This is a genomic window from Shewanella sp. Scap07, from assembly GCF_013394145.1.
GTDB lineage: Bacteria > Pseudomonadota > Gammaproteobacteria > Enterobacterales > Shewanellaceae > Shewanella > Shewanella waksmanii.
This window is the reverse complement of sequence record NZ_CP041329.1, coordinates 1,954,151-1,969,797: the sequence shown is the minus strand read 5'-3', so window position 1 is coordinate 1,969,797 and position 15,647 is coordinate 1,954,151. Positions and strand designations below refer to the sequence as shown.

The following is a 15,647-nucleotide window of genomic DNA, read 5'->3' as shown; positions in this document are numbered from 1 at the left end:
ACCTCGTAAAATGCTAAGCAATCCAGTCTAAATTAGGCTTCAGGATGGGCGATAAACGGCACCCGCTTCCAAAAAAGTTTTAATGCTTGCCAGTAGATCCCCACAATCATCTTGCCGGTCATCATTGGCGTACTAAGCCAGGTTTTAAGCAACGACTTAGGCGTTATCTCCTGGCGACTCATCGCCAACGTGGCATCAAACACTTTAGTTTGCTGATGATTCTCTATGTGCACCATAACTTTGCTTTGCGGTGCCATAATCTTCCAGTGATATTGCATGTTCATTTCCATGAACGGTGACACATGAAAAACTTTATCGGTCTTACAGCTGCCAGCTAAGTCAATCAAGTAGTAGTGGCGTTGATTCCAAGGGGTGTTACTGACCTCAGCTAACAGGTACTGACAGTCGCCTTGTGTGTCATAGCAAAAGTAAAAGTTTATCGGGCTAAAGTAGATCCCAAGACAACGGCACTGAGCCATCATGACCACTTTTCCTCCCTGCCACTTACCACCAAGTTGTTGCACTTTATTGCTAATACGCTGTTTAAGTGTACCCGGTTCACTTTTTAGGTAATCTTTTTCACAAAAACGGATCGGGTTGTACCATTTATTACCAAAAACCAGACTCTGCTGGCACACGCTATCGAGTTCACCTAAATCAATAGCCATCATGTACATGCCATAATTGAATCGATGGGGCTTATCACCAAAGCGACGGTGTCTGACTTCGCCGCTATACACTGCACTAGATAACGCCATAGCAATTCTCCCTACAATGACAGACCAAACCGGCGAGTCACATCCAGGGCACTGCGTACCCCATCTTCATGAAAACCGTTGTACCAATAGGCACCGACAAAGTGAGTATTGTTTTGTCCGCAAATGGTATTGCGCTGTTGCTGACAGGCAACTGTGTGTTGATTTAACGTGGGGTGATGGTAGACAAACTGCCTAAGAATTTTATCGGGATCGATCTGTTCCGTTTGATTGAGGGTGACACAAAAGGTGTCACGGCTATCGAACCCTTGCAGAATGTTCATGTTGTAGGTCACACAAGCTGGACGCTGATTATTGCTGTCGAGTTGGTAGTTCCAACTCGCCCAAGCTAAACGTCGCCTTGGCAACAAACTGACATCGGTATGCAGCACCACATGGTTTTCACTATAAGGAATACCGCCTAAGATGCGCTGCTCATCGTCGCTGGGTTGATTAAGTAGGGCCAGCGCTTGGTCTGAATGGCATGCCATAATCACTTCATCAAAACGTTGCGTCACGCCACTTTTAAACACCAACTCAACGCCGTCATCGTCACGATTAATGGTGGCTAAATCCACTCCGGTAACCACTGGCTTTGACAATGTTGCCAACAGCGCAGTAACGTATTCTCTAGAGCCACCAGGTACCACGTACCATTGTGGTCGGTCGGTAATATTCAGTAAGCCATGGTTGAAGAAGAACTTGATAAAGAAAGCCAGCTCAAACTGTTTCATCTCCTTTAAGCTGGTTGACCAAATCGCAGCCCCCATAGGCAAAATGTAATGCTCGCTGAAGAAGTCTGAAAAGCCGTGTTGTTCAAGAAACGCACCAAGCGTGTCCCCCTCTGTGTACTCTTGATTATGAAAAACATGCTTACACAGCTTATTGAACTTAATGATCTCTAAAATTAATCGCCAGAAGCGCGGCTTAAAAATATTACGTCTTTGGGCAAATAACGTGTTAACCGTATGCCCATTATATTCAAAACCACTGGCCATATTAAATACGCTAAAACTCATCTGCGTTTTCTGGCCACTAATATTGAGTTGTTCGAGTAGACGATTAAAGTTGGGATAAGTACGGTCGTTAAAAACGATAAACCCGGTATCAATGGCATAGTCTTGCCCATTGTGTTCAATATCGACGGTGGCTGTATGGCCGCCAACATAATGGTTCTTTTCAAAAACTGTGACTTCATATTGCTTATCAAGCAGGTAAGCACAAGTCAGACCGGAAATGCCCGAGCCTACAATAGCGATTTTTTTCATGATTGCATCCTTAGCGCAATTGCGCGCCACCAGCTTAGGGGCAAAGCCTTAAGTAACTTTAAGATAAAAATAAAACCGCCGGGGAAAGCGATCTCTGACTGGCGTTTTTCCACGCCATCAATAATATGTTGCGCGGCTTGCTGAGCGGTCACTTTAAAGGGCATATCGAAGGTATTTTTGTCGGTCAGTGGGGTAGCCACAAATCCGGGATGCACTAAGCTGACCCCTATTGCATGTTGTTGTAACTCAATTTGCATAACCTTAGCTAAATAACTCAAGCCCGCTTTAGACGCACCATAGGCTTGCGCCCGAGGAAAAGGTAAAAACTGCGCACTAGAGCTGACAAAAACTAGCTGCCCACCAGCTGATAGCTTACTTGCCCATGCTTCTAAGCAATAACCGATTGAAATCAAGTTAGTTTTTATCACTCTTTCAAACAGCGTACTGTCAAAATGCATCACATCATCTATGTACTCGCAGTCACCGGCGTTTAAGATGACCACGTCGAGCGACGGCATTTGTGCCACAGTGGCCAGCACCTGTGACTTATCGGTCACGTCAAATTGCAAAGTATCAACGTTGGCAAGTTCGCCTAAAGCCGCGAGTTTTTCAGCATTTCGACCACAGGCTATCACCTGCTCTCCACGCGCTTGATAAGCCAATGTCAGTGCATGGCCAATACCTGAGCTTGCGCCAGTGATAAGTACCCTAGCCATTATGCACCCGCTCGTTGTTTGATTTTCCGCACCATAAAGCCCAGCACAGGCAAGTGTTCGTATAGCATCGCCCCCACATCGAGATAATCGCGATGATAGACCACTTTGTTGTCTTTGCCTTTGAGCATCGAATGACCTTCAACCACTATAGGCTTCGCCCCATTTAATTGTTTATGTCGGTAGGTCATGGTCCAATAAACAGCCGCATATTCATCAATGGTAAAACAGTTATCAATATGGAAACTACATTCGAGAACATTTTCATAAAGACCATCAAAATAGCCCAATAATTGCTCGAGCCCCTCGACCTTATGCATTGGATCTAAAAAGGTCACATCATGGTGATAAACCTTATCGAGTGCGACGAGGTTGTCAGTCCCTAGCCGCTCATAGACAGCAATGAAATTTTCTAACCATAGCGGCTTGGTCATCATGCGAGTATTTCCTAAGCTTGTTTGTAAAAAGAGAGTGCCCGTTCTCTGGCCTGTTTATGCTCAACAATGGGCTTACAATATGTCCCAGATTCACCTTTATCAGCGAGAAAATCATGGGGAAAATGAATCGCTTTATTCGGTACATTTTCTAGTTCTGGTAAATACTTACGAATGAAGTCACCATTTGGATCAAACTTTTTACTCTGTAGCAGTGGATTGAAAATACGAAAATAGGGCTGCGCATCACAACCGGTACTTGCCGCCCACTGCCAACCACCATTGTTAGCGCTAAAATCACCATCAATCAGGTGTTCCATAAAATACTGTTCACCTAAACGCCAATCCACTAACAGATGTTTGCTGAGAAAGCTGGCAACAATCATTCTTAGGCGGTTATGCATCCAACCGGTTTGATTGAGCTGTTTCATCGCAGCATCAACAATCGGATAGCCAGTTTGGCCTGCGCACCAAGCGTTAAAATCACTATCAGTTCCTGGCCAACGCACATTTTGATACTGCGGCAAAAAACTGTCACCTTTAATTAAGTTGGGATAGAAAGCCAATAAGTGCTTGTAAAAATCACGCCATATTAATTCATTAAGCCAACTAAAATGAACGTGTGAGGGGTCGCGAAGCACATCAGGATCGCGTTGAATTAACTGCGTAACCAACCATCGCACACTAATGGCACCAATCGCTAGATAGGGCGATACACCGGAGGTTCCCTTAATACTGGGGATATCTCTATCATCATGATAATTCACTATTTTATTTTCAAAAAAATTCGGAATCACCGTTTCAATAATTCGCTGACTTACAGGCCAAGCGGCAGAACTTACCAGGGGGTAATTGAAATCATCAGGCGCTATTTCGCCGACCTCTGCAATCGCTTCAATACTTGGCTTTGCGGGTGCAGGGATACACGTCACCCCTCTAGCAGCAACCTCACTAAGCCAAGCGCGTTTAAAAGGAGTAAACACTTTGAACATCTGTTGCTGCTTATTGAGCACCCTACCTGGCTGGACGATAGGATCTGCGTCATAGAGCTGCAAATCGATACCTGCAGAACGAATCTGCTCATCGCGGCGCTGCTCGTTAACTTCAGGTTCCGTATTGGCGAACACTTGCTTATCATTTTGGCGGTGACAAAAGTCGCGCAGCACTTCTGCTTGATGCGCAAATGTTGTCGCCTGTAGGTGAACAAGTTTTATCCCTAATGCAGCTAGCTGCTGAGCATATTGATTAAGGTGGCGACGAATGAAATCCACTTTAATGGCTGCTTGATGATGTTCACGCCACTGCTCTGGCGTAGATATAAAAACAGCGATAGTGGCATGATGCTCTATCGCTGCGATTAATGCTGGATTGTCATGGGTTCTCATATCCCGCCGAATCCATAAAATAGCCATTAGTAACCGTACCTTAACCGCAATGCCTGCGGATGTGGATTGAGATAAGTTTGCTTGGCTAGATACTCGTTAGGATACTCCATCAAATAGTGTTTGATGAGCGTTAATGGCACTAAGAGTGGAGTCACACCGTCACGGTAATCCGCTATCTGCTCTGTAAGCTCTTTGCGCTTAGCGGCATCGAGTTGTTTTTTAAAGTAACCCTGTAAATGCTGCAGTGTATTAGTATGACTGCGACGTGTCGCTTTATGCTTTAGCGCCGTCATCAGCCCACTGATATAGGCATCTGCTTGGTCATCCAGGGCCATATCGGCTCTGGCTAACAGGCGACCAAGCTCTCGATAGCTTTCTACATGATGACTCATCACTAAGTATTTGTGTTCACTATGAAATGCAATTAAATTATGTTTGGTAATCCCCGCCTCTTTCAAATCTAACCATTTCTGGTAGGTAAAAATTCGGGTGATAAAGTTCTCTTTAATCACAGGATCATTAAGGCGACCGTTTTCTTCGCAAGGCAATAACGGGTTGGCCAGCATCACTTGTTCCGCAAATACTCCCACTCCCGTGGATTCTGAACCTTTGCCATGGTGATGATAAATTTTCACGCGCTCCATCCCGCAACTAGGGCTTTTGGCGCAAAAAACAAAGCCAGATAACTTATCGTATTGCTTAGCTGCTTTTTGGCCAAACTCTTTGAGCGCATCAGTTACGTCACCGCTGCCATCTGGGCGCGATACAGTAATAATATTGTCGCGAATGATCTGTCTAATTGTCGGTCTAGGTATTGGCAGTCCTATGCCCACTTCAGGACAAACCGGTTTAAAGGATGCAAATTCACCTAACTGTTCAACACAGAAATTAGACTTTTTATGTCCCCTATCAAAGCGTACTTGCTCACCCATGACACAGGCACTAATACCGATTGTTAGCTGCTTTTCCATAACCTACCTCTCCTGCCAGATTGCCACTTAAGCCTAATAGATAAATCGACCAATTGGGTTAAGTATTTGGCTCACACCTTGAGTAAAGTGAATCGCGTCGCTCGATACTGTCAAGCAAACACAGCCCTCTTGAGTTACTGGTTGATGTGTGTGCTCACCATCTAGCCAAATAAAATCGCCTACGCTGTAGTGCCCCATCTCATCATCAAAGCTGCCTTCTAGTAACAAGGTCACCTCAAAGCCTTTGTGAGTATGAGTTGGTACACTGCCACCTTTATCGATATGCAGCAGGCTCATGCGCATTTCATCGTCATCTAAATCAAATCGCGCCCGAGATAGCTTTCCTAGCCCCTGCCATTCCTTGAGACCAACTTGACGCAAGGCACTTGGTAAGGTCAGTAGCTTGTTATTAACAGCCACTTCGACTGGCGCAGTCTCAACGCTGGCGGTATCAGGCTCTAGCGCGGTTATCATGTCAATCATATCAAGCTCATCGATCTCACTCTTAGAGATGGGAGCTTCACCAATTAATGCGTTATCTGAGGCCGAGTTAAAGGCGCTTGCGGCTTGTTGCGCTGTGATTAATTCAACTTGCTGCTGACAGTGCTCACAAAGTTCAACATGGCTGGCCACAACCACCGATACCGACGCTGGCAATTGCCCGCTGACAAAAGCAGTTAAAATGTCATTTTTGGGGTGATGATTAATCATTGGACTCTCCCAGCTGTTTCTTTAATTTTGCAAGCGCTAATCTCAATCTCGACTTAATGGTGCCTACTGGCACGCCCAACTGTTTGGCGAGTTGTTCCTGGGATAACTCTTGGTAGTAAACGCCTTTAACCACGGCTTTTTGAGCCTCGGGTAGACTGTCGACATAGTTAAACATCTGCTTTTCCATCAGATGATCACCAAACATGACCTCTTCAGGTTGCTCATCGGCAAAAGTAGGCCAGATGTCATCCGCAAGTTGAACCTCACCTTTACTCTTGATCCGTCTCAACATATCAAACGAGGCATTACGCATAATGGTGTAAACCCATGTCGTTGCCGCACCTTTGTCTGCATTGTACAAATGGGCTTTTTTCCACACATTAGTCATTGTGTCTTGAATCAGCTCATTGGCTTGAGCTTCATTACCCAACTGTTTAATACCAAAGCGTTTGATTTTGGGAGAGAAAAACCGGAACAATTCAGTAAAGGCGCGTTTGCAGCGCACATTAGCAACGTCTACCAGCCACTGAGACAACTCGGGCGGTACCTGATTTTCCATGGTGTTCGCGTTGATAGTGCAAACCTCTTTTTTGTCGATTGCTGCGACTGATTTTTGCATAGCTCGTGCTTTTAGTTGTTCGACATAATCATCAATACGCAGCAAATAGTTAAAGGGATCAATTTTTATTTACTTGACCTAAAATCAGCGTTTGAAGAAAACAAACTAGATTATCAAACTCATTTTCACCTATGAATTTTTCCTTCTCTATCAAAGATAAAGGAATGATCTCTAGAATTCTAGCACAAACCCAAATAGGGTCATCCAGATGCAGGGCATCATGTAGCTGCTGTAATGCTGGTTGTCTTTCATAAATTTCAGCCAAAAATAGTGCGAATTCATCTGTTATGTCGTTGTGATGACGTGGAGCCCAATTAGGGAGCGTAGTCGCCATGGCGCTTAGCAGCCCATTATCACGATAGTTAAAATCATTTAATGCCACCAGCTTTTTGGCGCGTACCTCAATGACTAAGACATTGTCTTCACTGGTGTGAAAATCAACGATTTCAACATGACAGCCCCACTTAGGCACATTAAAGGCGAAATCCTTGTCATAGCGGGCAATAACAAAACCGCCTTCTTTATAACTAGCGGTGACCATATCCAAATATTTCGCTTCAAAAATACGCAGATGACTCACCGCTCCGGGAAGCAGAAATAACGGTAACGGGAAAACACTTAATCGTGTGCATTCCCTATGCTGGGAGTGCTGATTAGCGACAGATGAGGAGTTTGATAAATTTTCTACAACCACAGAATTATCCTATTGCGACGGCTAATAACTAATACGCGTGGGACAAAACTTGCGATCACCTGTGTATCTTTTAAGCGTGAAGTCAGCAAGAAAAACCCGTTTTACTCTATCGCTTGCAACGGGAATAAATGGGTTTTAAAGCGAATCAAATACCCACCAAGGGCCTTACAACAACCAGATAATCATTAAAAATGTGAATATCTAAGGTTTTTTACAACATAAAAGACATTATTTTTGTATCAATTTGCATCCACCCGTTAACGCGCGAAACGAATGGTCGATATGCGATATCTGAGCAAAAAATCAGACGTAACCGTTTTAAATGCTATAACTACCCATATAAAAATCTATACTGAGACTAACTGACAGCAATTTACGCCACCAACCAACAACATCCCATACATTTTTCAACCGTTATGTACTTCAACTTATTTTACTAAACAATCAATCGTTTCCAGTATATTTATCGTGATTAAACAAACCTGACAGTATAAACGCCAATTATCAGTAATGAGTAAACTAACGGCCTTCTACACCTCGTTAGCAATTGGAGTTTTCACTCAATAGATCAGGTTAATTAACTCCTGCATAATAATACCATTACAATATTTAGGGTTTTCTTTAAATAATGATACGCCTGCTGTTATATATCATTCCTTCTGCCATCTTAATCACCGTGGTGATGGCTTTTGTGACGCTCGATATTCACTATAACCATCAAAAGGCTGAACAAGACGCCCATAGTAAACTAGTGGCAAAAGCACATGCGATTTCAACTTTTGTGGCGACCCAAATGCGTCAAGATCAGCAGGAAGTCGACTACTTGGCGCAATTGATCAGCACCCGTAATGCACTCAATACCAGTCGATATAAATATATCGAAGATATCTTTACGCAAATGATGTTAAGTAAACCTCGAATTGTTCAAGCTAGGTTGATTGATAATCAGGGGCTAGAGTTATTTAAAATCGTCCAACGTGGTGGTGCGCCTCAAACCCTTGATAGACAAGAGCTACAAGATAAGTCAGGCCATTTCTATTTTAAAGAGATGAGTACCCAAAGTGACCATGAACTCTATATCTCTAAAGTTAGTCTTAATCGCGACTACGGCGTGTTTGAACTGCCCCATCGTCCGGTTGTACGGATTGGTAAAGCCGTGCTTGATGACACTGGTAATAAACTCGGCAGCGTCATCCTTAACTATGACGTCAATACCTTGTTTAATAGTCTCAATGACCTAGCAAGTCCCAACATCAATGTCATCATTGTCGATAAACAGTCGCAATTTCTACTTCACCCTAATCAGTCAATGACCTTTTGTGAAGACTTAGGCTGTAATAGAAAGCTGGACTTTAATAACTTCAAGATCAATCAAAATGGCCTACTTTATTACGAAGATATCATGGCTTTTTCAGATATATTTAAACATGCGGACAACAGCCATTATTTCGACCGCATTGTGCTGCAATACAAAGCAGATTATCAGCCAACAATCACAGCGAACAACCGCCACTATGACTTGTACCTAACCTCTCACAAGTGGTGGGGATACATGGTGTTTTCCTTTATGTTTTGCATTTTATTGAGCACGCTGCTTTATAAAAACTATCAGCGCATTCAGTCGCAGATACAGAAAATGAAAATGCATGCAGTATTAGAGAAAGTCACCGAGCTTATAGAGCGATTACATGAAGGTGATGATCCGGTCACGGGCAGCCATGTGCAACGTGTCAGCCACTTCTCTCGATTAATGGCAGTAAAAGCTAAGTTGCCAAAACCTGTGATAGATGATATTCATCGCTATGCATCACTGCATGATTTAGGCAAGATCACTACACCCGATGCCATCTTAAGCAAACCAGGAAAATTAGATCCCCATGAATGGGAAGTCATGAAATTACATGTGGAAAATGGCTATAACTTGATTAGAGAGTTTAATCTCAGTCCGGTGGCAGAAAACATCGTCTATTGCCACCATGAAAGATGGGATGGTACGGGTTACCCAAGAGGGCTCAGCGGCAATGAGATACCAATTGAAGCGCAAATAGTCAGTATTGTGGACTGCTTTGATGCCTTGATGTCCATCAGGCCCTATAAGCCTGCATATGATTTTGAAAAGTCTTCAGCAATCATCAACGAACTCAGCGGTAAGGCATTCAACCCTGAACTTGTGGCAACATTCAATCAACTTGCCCACGAATTTAGACATAGCCGTAGCCAAATAGAAGACCGCACCGTCAAAGTCATGGCTGCCACCCTCTCCTAAAACAAAAAAGCCAGCAATGATGCTGGCTTTTAGTTCTACGCATTACCGTAGTGAAGATGGTTTACATCTCGTGGCAATCAGCACACTCAGTGATCGTAAGATCTGGAGTATGTAGGTCCATATCAATCTCGTGCGCATCTGCAATCGAGTGACAATCTGCACAATTTGCTAGCGTTGCTTCAGACTCAACGTGCATAGTGGTGTCAATTTTTTCGTGACAATCAGTACAGTCTACTGCTACCGCTGAACCAGCGAAAACCAATGCTGCTACCATAGTTAAATATTTCATACATGCTCCTCATCAAGATGGGCTATCGCCCTTAATTGATGTCATCTCACATCAATTTATGAAACCATTAATCGCTAGTTACTCCGCTAAGCTAGAGTACTTCTGCCTAACCCTAATGTTTCACTTATTAGTTAATTTTCCCTGCCAAACTGTGCATAAAAAACCATGTAATTAATAGCGTTACCACGGAATTCATCAGCAAGTTAAGGCTATTTTTAGCTACGTTCCTTAATTGAAGCTTAAGAATGTTATACTTGGTAGTAACTTGTCTAGCAGTTAACGTTTTATCCTTCGACGTTGTGAGCTACATCCAATTATTCTTAAGTTCCAATATACAAGAATACCATACCAGCAAAATAAAAAATTAACATTTGCAACATTTTGTTTGAACAAGCTTCTAATAGCGGCTAGCATGATAACTAAGCAGAAACAAAGCAAAAAAACCATGCCCAAAGTCCATTTATCGCGTCTCAAGTTCACTATTTTGCTCGGCCTTATCGGCTTAGTTATCAATCTGTATCCCATCCCGCTGTTTGGCAATGCACAATTGATTGTCGGTAATGCCGCCTATGTGATCGTGGCAATTTTACTTGGCCCTTGGTACGCACTACTTGCCGCTACAATGACTTCAATTGGGCTATTTATCGCCTGGCAAAGTTGGCATATTTTTGTGTTGTTTTCGATTCAAGCACTCTGGCTAGGCTTTGCTCGGCGTAAAGATATTTACTCCCTATATGCCGACATTGCCTTTTGGTTAATCGTTGGCATGCCTCTATTTTATGGTTATGTGGTCATGTTCTCAGACATGCCTGGGAGCCATTTAACTTTTGTGACATTAAAGCAAGCAATTAACGGTATATTTTGTACGTCTTTGGGCTCGTTGTTGGTCACTTTTATCCCGCAACTGTGGCAGTGGCCGGGTAAAATTGCCGATAGTCAGTCACGCCCTTTTAATGCCCAGCTCACCTATACGTTTACGCAAATTTTGACCATGGCGCTGATCTGCTCAGCACTCCTTTTTAATAACTACTTTATCGATAACCAGCAGGTTCATTTAAAACGCAACCTCGAAGACACAGCAACTCAGATAGGTATTGCAACCAACAAATACATTGCACACCATCAAACCGCCATCAACAATGCGGCGAGTTGGCTTAGTTTGTCGAGTCAACAAGACCAGCAATGGCAAAATATGTTGTCACGTATGCATCAAAATTACCCCAGCTTTATCACTATGTTGATGGCCAACGCTGACGGTAATATCAATGCTGCAAGTCCCATTAGTCGCCTAAACCAACAAAAAATTGCTAAAGGTAATATCAATATCAGTGACCGCGACTATTTCCATGAGGCGTTTTACAACCAGAGAAGCTATGTATCACCGGTTTTCCAAGGTCGCGGGTTTGGCAGTGACCCAATAGTAGCGATTAGTGCACCTATTTATCAGCAAAATCAGGTTGTTGGTATTATCGAGGGGTCGTTAAATCTCAACAATTTTGGTCAGTTTGATATTAAACATGGTGTTGATGGCATCTCTATGGTGATCATCGACAATGACAATCGCGTTATCTATGCCTCTCCTGAATTGGGAATGGCAGCGCTCTCAAGCTTTACATACAGCTTAAGTGGTGAAAACTACAAAACAATTTTGCAAATGATTAACTTCGGTGATATTGACAACCAAAGTCCAGAATATGTCTTTACCCAGTTCGGGCTAGACAACGGTTGGTCACTTTATACCGTTAAACCTTTCTCACCACTGCTAAAACTGCTTGAGACACAATATTTATCTACGTTTGCAGTGCTGGTTATCTCGTTAATTATCACCGTCTTTTTAATCCAAACGATTAGTCAGCGATTAACGAGACCGCTAGAACTTATTGCTAAGAAGTTCTCTGAAAAGCGTACCGACTTTGAAGATGAGGCTGTCATCATTGAAGCTGAAGTACCGCTTGAAATTCAAGCGTTACATAGCAGTATTCGCCAAAGTAAGCGGCAACTCATTAGCTATCAGCTAGAGCTTGAAGAAAAAGTAGCCATTCGCACATTTGAATTAGAAAAAGCCAATACTATGTTAAAGTCCCTTGCAGAGCGTGATGATCTCACCGGGCTTTACAACCGTCGCTATGCTGAGCAGAAATTTGCCAGTATTCAAGAGATGTGTCAGCGAACGGATGAAGCTATGACCCTTGCCATTATCGATATCGATCATTTTAAGGACATCAATGATAGCCATGGTCACTTAGTCGGTGATGAGGCGATTCGCATACTTGCTAAACAGATGCTGAGGTCTTTTAAGCGTGATACTGACATGGTTTCTAGATACGGCGGTGAAGAGTTTTTACTGATTTTGCCGCTATGTAATGTCCTTAAAGTTGAAGCGCACCTTAACCAATTTAAACAACAAGTGGCAGCACTATCGATTCCAACCGCTAAAGATGATAAAACCATCTCGATGACAATCAGTATTGGTGCTGTGATGGGGAATGCCAGCTACTCAAAAGATCTTGAAGATTGGTTTAAGATTGCGGATAGAAACCTTTATCACGCCAAATCAAATGGCCGCAATCGAGTGGTAACCTCAATGCAGCCAGACGCACCTTTACAGGTAACAAAAATTTAGCGCTAGTGACCTATATGTTGCTCAATTCGTTGCAACATATAGGGATAAAAAGGGTTCCATTTTTGCCGTAATATTTCATTAGCCGGCACGCTTAACAAGCCCCTTTCGCCGCGGGAATCTGCGGCACCAATATGCACCCGTGGCAACTCATCCTTTGCAGTAGGGCCATACAGACTATCTTCTTTAGGGATAGGTAAAGCCACATGGGAAAGAGAATACACTGATGGCGGCCAAAACAGCGACAAAGCCTCTATTTCGGTCGTGCCAGATTGATAGCGTACCGCTTCGACTTCATTTTGTGGTTTTAACCCCATGTAAGTCGCTAATGATGGCTGCGCTTTATTTTGAATCAAAGTAAATTCAAAATTGAACTGATTGGCTGCCAGTAAACTTTCATATGGCACCCGTGGATCTTCTGGAATAAGTCCCATATTTATCTGAGTTCGATTGATATCAAACATCACCAGTTGGTGCGCTACTGATTGCGGCAAATGCAGATAAAAATCATTGACTACGGCAGGGCTAGATACGGTCGCATCCATGAGTGATTGAAATGTCAGTGTCTTCGGTATTCGCTCACGCTGCGCTAAGGGCAACTGTAACAGACGCCTAGAGTTGCGCTGTGACAACTGATAGACAACATCACCAGCATTAACCGCAAAAGAGCCATATTTAAATGGATCATATTCAGTCTGAATACTATTCCAAAGTAATTTATCCAGTGACAGTAAACGTCCAAGGTTTGCCTGCCATTTAGCCCCAGCCGCAACGGGCGGTAAACCAATAGCGGGTGAAATGAACACCATAGACTGATAAGCCGTAGCATCGCCTTGCTCTATCGCGGTCAATTCATGGTTTAATGCCAAAGCAGCACCGGTTGAAAAACCAACCACATACAGTGGCTTGCCCTGCAATTGCTGCTGCAAATGCTCCGTTGCCAGATTGACGGCCGCAGCCATATCTTGCCAAGATAAATTCACCAACCCCGAGGGCAATGTGCCATGCCCAGGTAACCGCAAGCCAAGTACATGGGCCTTATCACGAAAGTGATTGCCGATATGCGATAAGACATAGGGTGAATCAGACATCCCATGTAACAAGAGCAAACCATACTCAGCCTGGCTATTTGGCCACTCAAAGCTGCGATTCCAATCAGTAGACCAATGCTTAGGATCAGCCAAGCTGCCACGTACATAACGGTTAATAGGCGAGTGTTGCGCTAATGATGTGTTTTGATAAACATGAGTTTCGACTTCATTGAACAAATCTTGCTCATTGGCAATATAGTCACTAAATGAGTCTATGGCGCTGTCCTGGTGATATTGATGCGCTAATAAACGGGTATGCCAAATATCTAAATCAGGCCGAGCATTGAGAAAGATAACCGCGGTAACAATTAAAGTCGCAAAGCCTCCCATCGCGATGTACATTGCGGCCATCAGCAGGTGCTTTGTTGATCCAATCACTAAGGTTTTCATTACCTGTCCTAAGATAGCCAGTTGAAGCTTATCATGGCTAATCCGTTAAAATCGTTTAATCAATTCCTATACCCAGTATGCAGAGGTATAGTAAAAGCCTCAACCGTATCTGTTTTTGCGCTGGCAGTTGTTATGCTATGCAACCCCCACAAAGGTGATTTATACCGTTATGATTATTGGCCCAAGTGATGCTCGCAGCATTTTCTATCTACCCACACCACCGATATTAGCTACGGACTGGCGGCACGAAAACAACCACGCGATAGAGCAATTAATCGCTGACAATGGTAATCATTGGCGCAAGATCATGGTAATAATGGCAAAGTTGATGAGTCCATCAGATGAGTGGCGTGATTACCTAGCAAACCATTTGCTCAAGCATCATGAAGCAATTTATATCAACGCCATACAGTTAGCACCGCATGCAACGCAGCACTTTATTTGTGGCAATAAGATGCAGCACCAACTTGAGCAGCAAATGAAAAACTGCACAAATGGACAAATTATTGCCCTACCCTATTTAGATTATCGACAATGCCCAAACGCGCTAATTGAGGCGACAAGAACCCAATGGTTATCGCCTCAATCTTAGCAATTAATCATAAATGGTGGGAATCGCTTCACGCTTGTGTTGAGTGCGCAAATAGATAGCCGTTAGCTTATCTTCAACCTGTTGACTGACCGCTTTGCCTTCAAGAAAATCGTCAATCTCATCGTAACTTAACCCTAAGGCAACTTCGTCTGCTAACTGCGGTTGGTCATCTTCTAAATCTGCTGTAGGCGCTTTGTTAACTAACAGTTCTGGTGCGCCTAAGAAGCTGGCAAGTTGCCTAACCTGGCGTTTGCTCAGTCCAAATAAAGGGGCTAAATCACAGGCACCGTCACCCCATTTAGTATAAAAACCGGTAATATTTTCGGCACTATGGTCTGTCCCAACAACCAAACCACCGAGCAAACCGGCTATCTCATACTGGGCAATCATACGCATTCTGGCTTTAACATTGCCTTTATTAAAGTCGACGCGACTTTGCTCTGGCAAAGCCAATCCTGCTGCTTCAACCGCTGATAAAGTCTGCTGATGAACACCATCAACACCGGCATGTATGTTCACAGTCACTCGTTTTGAGGGGGCAATAAAATCACACGCTAACTGCGCTTCATCTTCATCTTTTTGTACATCATAGGGTAAACGTACTGCGATGAATTGATAGTCACTGCTTTGATGTTCTGCGTTTAACTCATCTACGGCCAGTTGACACAATTTGCCGGTCAAAGATGAATCGACCCCGCCGCTTATCCCAAGCACGAGCTGAGTTGCATTGGCGTCTTTCAATCTTGTTTTGATAAATGCAATACGACGCTGAACTTCATAATCAACCTCAATTACAGGTTGAACCTTCATTTCGCGAATGATTTGTCCTTTCACAACACAGCTCCAAAA

Annotated in this window: 15 protein-coding genes; 3 read left to right on the top strand and 12 right to left on the bottom strand. The window is 43.5% G+C overall.

The window, feature by feature from the left end:
• Positions 1-32: 32 nt before the first annotated feature.
• The 9 genes from FLM48_RS08565 to FLM48_RS08525 form a co-directional block, all read right to left on the bottom strand.
• Complete coding sequence (locus FLM48_RS08565; protein WP_179024358.1) at positions 33-758, bottom strand: DUF1365 domain-containing protein; 726 nt, start codon at positions 756-758, stop codon at positions 33-35.
• Positions 759-769: 11 nt separating this feature from the next.
• Positions 770-2,023: an NAD(P)/FAD-dependent oxidoreductase gene (locus FLM48_RS08560; RefSeq protein WP_179024357.1), complete on the bottom strand. Its 1,254-nt coding sequence runs from the start codon at positions 2,021-2,023 to the stop codon at positions 770-772.
• Entirely contained in the window at positions 2,020-2,739 is a 720-nt protein-coding gene (locus tag FLM48_RS08555; protein WP_179024356.1) for an SDR family NAD(P)-dependent oxidoreductase, read from the bottom strand. Before FLM48_RS08555 ends, FLM48_RS08560 begins: the two co-directional genes overlap by 4 nt.
• Positions 2,739-3,173 carry a nuclear transport factor 2 family protein gene (locus FLM48_RS08550; RefSeq protein WP_306294445.1) on the bottom strand — a complete coding sequence of 145 codons (435 nt, stop codon included), beginning with the start codon at positions 3,171-3,173 and terminating at the stop codon, positions 2,739-2,741. The genes FLM48_RS08555 and FLM48_RS08550 overlap by 1 nt, the downstream gene beginning before the upstream one ends.
• Before the next feature lie 11 nt (positions 3,174-3,184).
• The gene (gene phrB, locus FLM48_RS08545) at positions 3,185-4,582 is read right to left on the bottom strand and encodes a deoxyribodipyrimidine photo-lyase (protein ID WP_179024355.1); all 1,398 of its coding nucleotides are present in this window, start codon (positions 4,580-4,582) and stop codon (positions 3,185-3,187) included.
• Complete coding sequence (locus FLM48_RS08540; protein WP_179024354.1) at positions 4,582-5,526, bottom strand: DUF523 and DUF1722 domain-containing protein; 945 nt, start codon at positions 5,524-5,526, stop codon at positions 4,582-4,584. The genes phrB and FLM48_RS08540 overlap by 1 nt, the downstream gene beginning before the upstream one ends.
• Before the next feature lie 33 nt (positions 5,527-5,559).
• Positions 5,560-6,237, bottom strand: coding sequence for a ChrR family anti-sigma-E factor (locus FLM48_RS08535; RefSeq protein WP_179024353.1), 678 nt, complete (start codon positions 6,235-6,237; stop codon positions 5,560-5,562).
• On the bottom strand, positions 6,230-6,796 hold the full coding sequence (locus tag FLM48_RS08530; RefSeq protein ID WP_245608443.1) for a sigma-70 family RNA polymerase sigma factor: 567 nt from the start codon (positions 6,794-6,796) through the stop codon (positions 6,230-6,232). The genes FLM48_RS08535 and FLM48_RS08530 overlap by 8 nt, the downstream gene beginning before the upstream one ends.
• Before the next feature lie 118 nt (positions 6,797-6,914).
• Complete coding sequence (locus FLM48_RS08525; RefSeq protein ID WP_179024352.1) at positions 6,915-7,550, bottom strand: LON peptidase substrate-binding domain-containing protein; 636 nt, start codon at positions 7,548-7,550, stop codon at positions 6,915-6,917.
• 628 nt (positions 7,551-8,178) lie between these two features.
• Between FLM48_RS08525 and FLM48_RS08520 the strand changes: the two genes are divergently transcribed.
• Positions 8,179-9,816, top strand: a complete 1,638-nt coding sequence (locus FLM48_RS08520; RefSeq protein WP_179024351.1) for an HD domain-containing phosphohydrolase — start codon at positions 8,179-8,181, stop codon at positions 9,814-9,816.
• A gap of 61 nt (positions 9,817-9,877) precedes the next feature.
• Here FLM48_RS08520 and FLM48_RS08515 read toward each other — a convergent pair whose 3' ends face one another.
• The gene (locus FLM48_RS08515) at positions 9,878-10,105 is read right to left on the bottom strand and encodes a cytochrome c3 family protein (RefSeq protein ID WP_179024350.1); all 228 of its coding nucleotides are present in this window, start codon (positions 10,103-10,105) and stop codon (positions 9,878-9,880) included.
• Positions 10,106-10,517: 412 nt separating this feature from the next.
• Here FLM48_RS08515 and FLM48_RS08510 point away from each other — a divergent pair, with 412 nt between their 5' ends.
• A complete protein-coding gene (locus tag FLM48_RS08510; RefSeq protein ID WP_256871093.1) occupies positions 10,518-12,728 on the top strand; it encodes a diguanylate cyclase in 2,211 nt (736 codons plus the stop codon).
• A 2-nt stretch (positions 12,729-12,730) separates the two neighbouring features.
• Here FLM48_RS08510 and FLM48_RS08505 read toward each other — a convergent pair whose 3' ends face one another.
• Positions 12,731-14,206, bottom strand: coding sequence for a carboxylesterase (locus tag FLM48_RS08505; protein ID WP_179024349.1), 1,476 nt, complete (start codon positions 14,204-14,206; stop codon positions 12,731-12,733).
• A gap of 169 nt (positions 14,207-14,375) precedes the next feature.
• Here FLM48_RS08505 and FLM48_RS08500 point away from each other — a divergent pair, with 169 nt between their 5' ends.
• Positions 14,376-14,798 (top strand): hypothetical protein, encoded by a 423-nt coding sequence (locus FLM48_RS08500; protein ID WP_179024348.1) that lies wholly within the window; start codon positions 14,376-14,378, stop codon positions 14,796-14,798.
• Between the two features lie 3 nt (positions 14,799-14,801).
• Here the strand turns inward: FLM48_RS08500 and nadE are convergent, their stop codons facing one another.
• Positions 14,802-15,632 (bottom strand): ammonia-dependent NAD(+) synthetase, encoded by an 831-nt coding sequence (gene nadE / locus FLM48_RS08495; RefSeq protein WP_028773836.1) that lies wholly within the window; start codon positions 15,630-15,632, stop codon positions 14,802-14,804.
• Positions 15,633-15,647 lie beyond the last annotated feature (15 nt).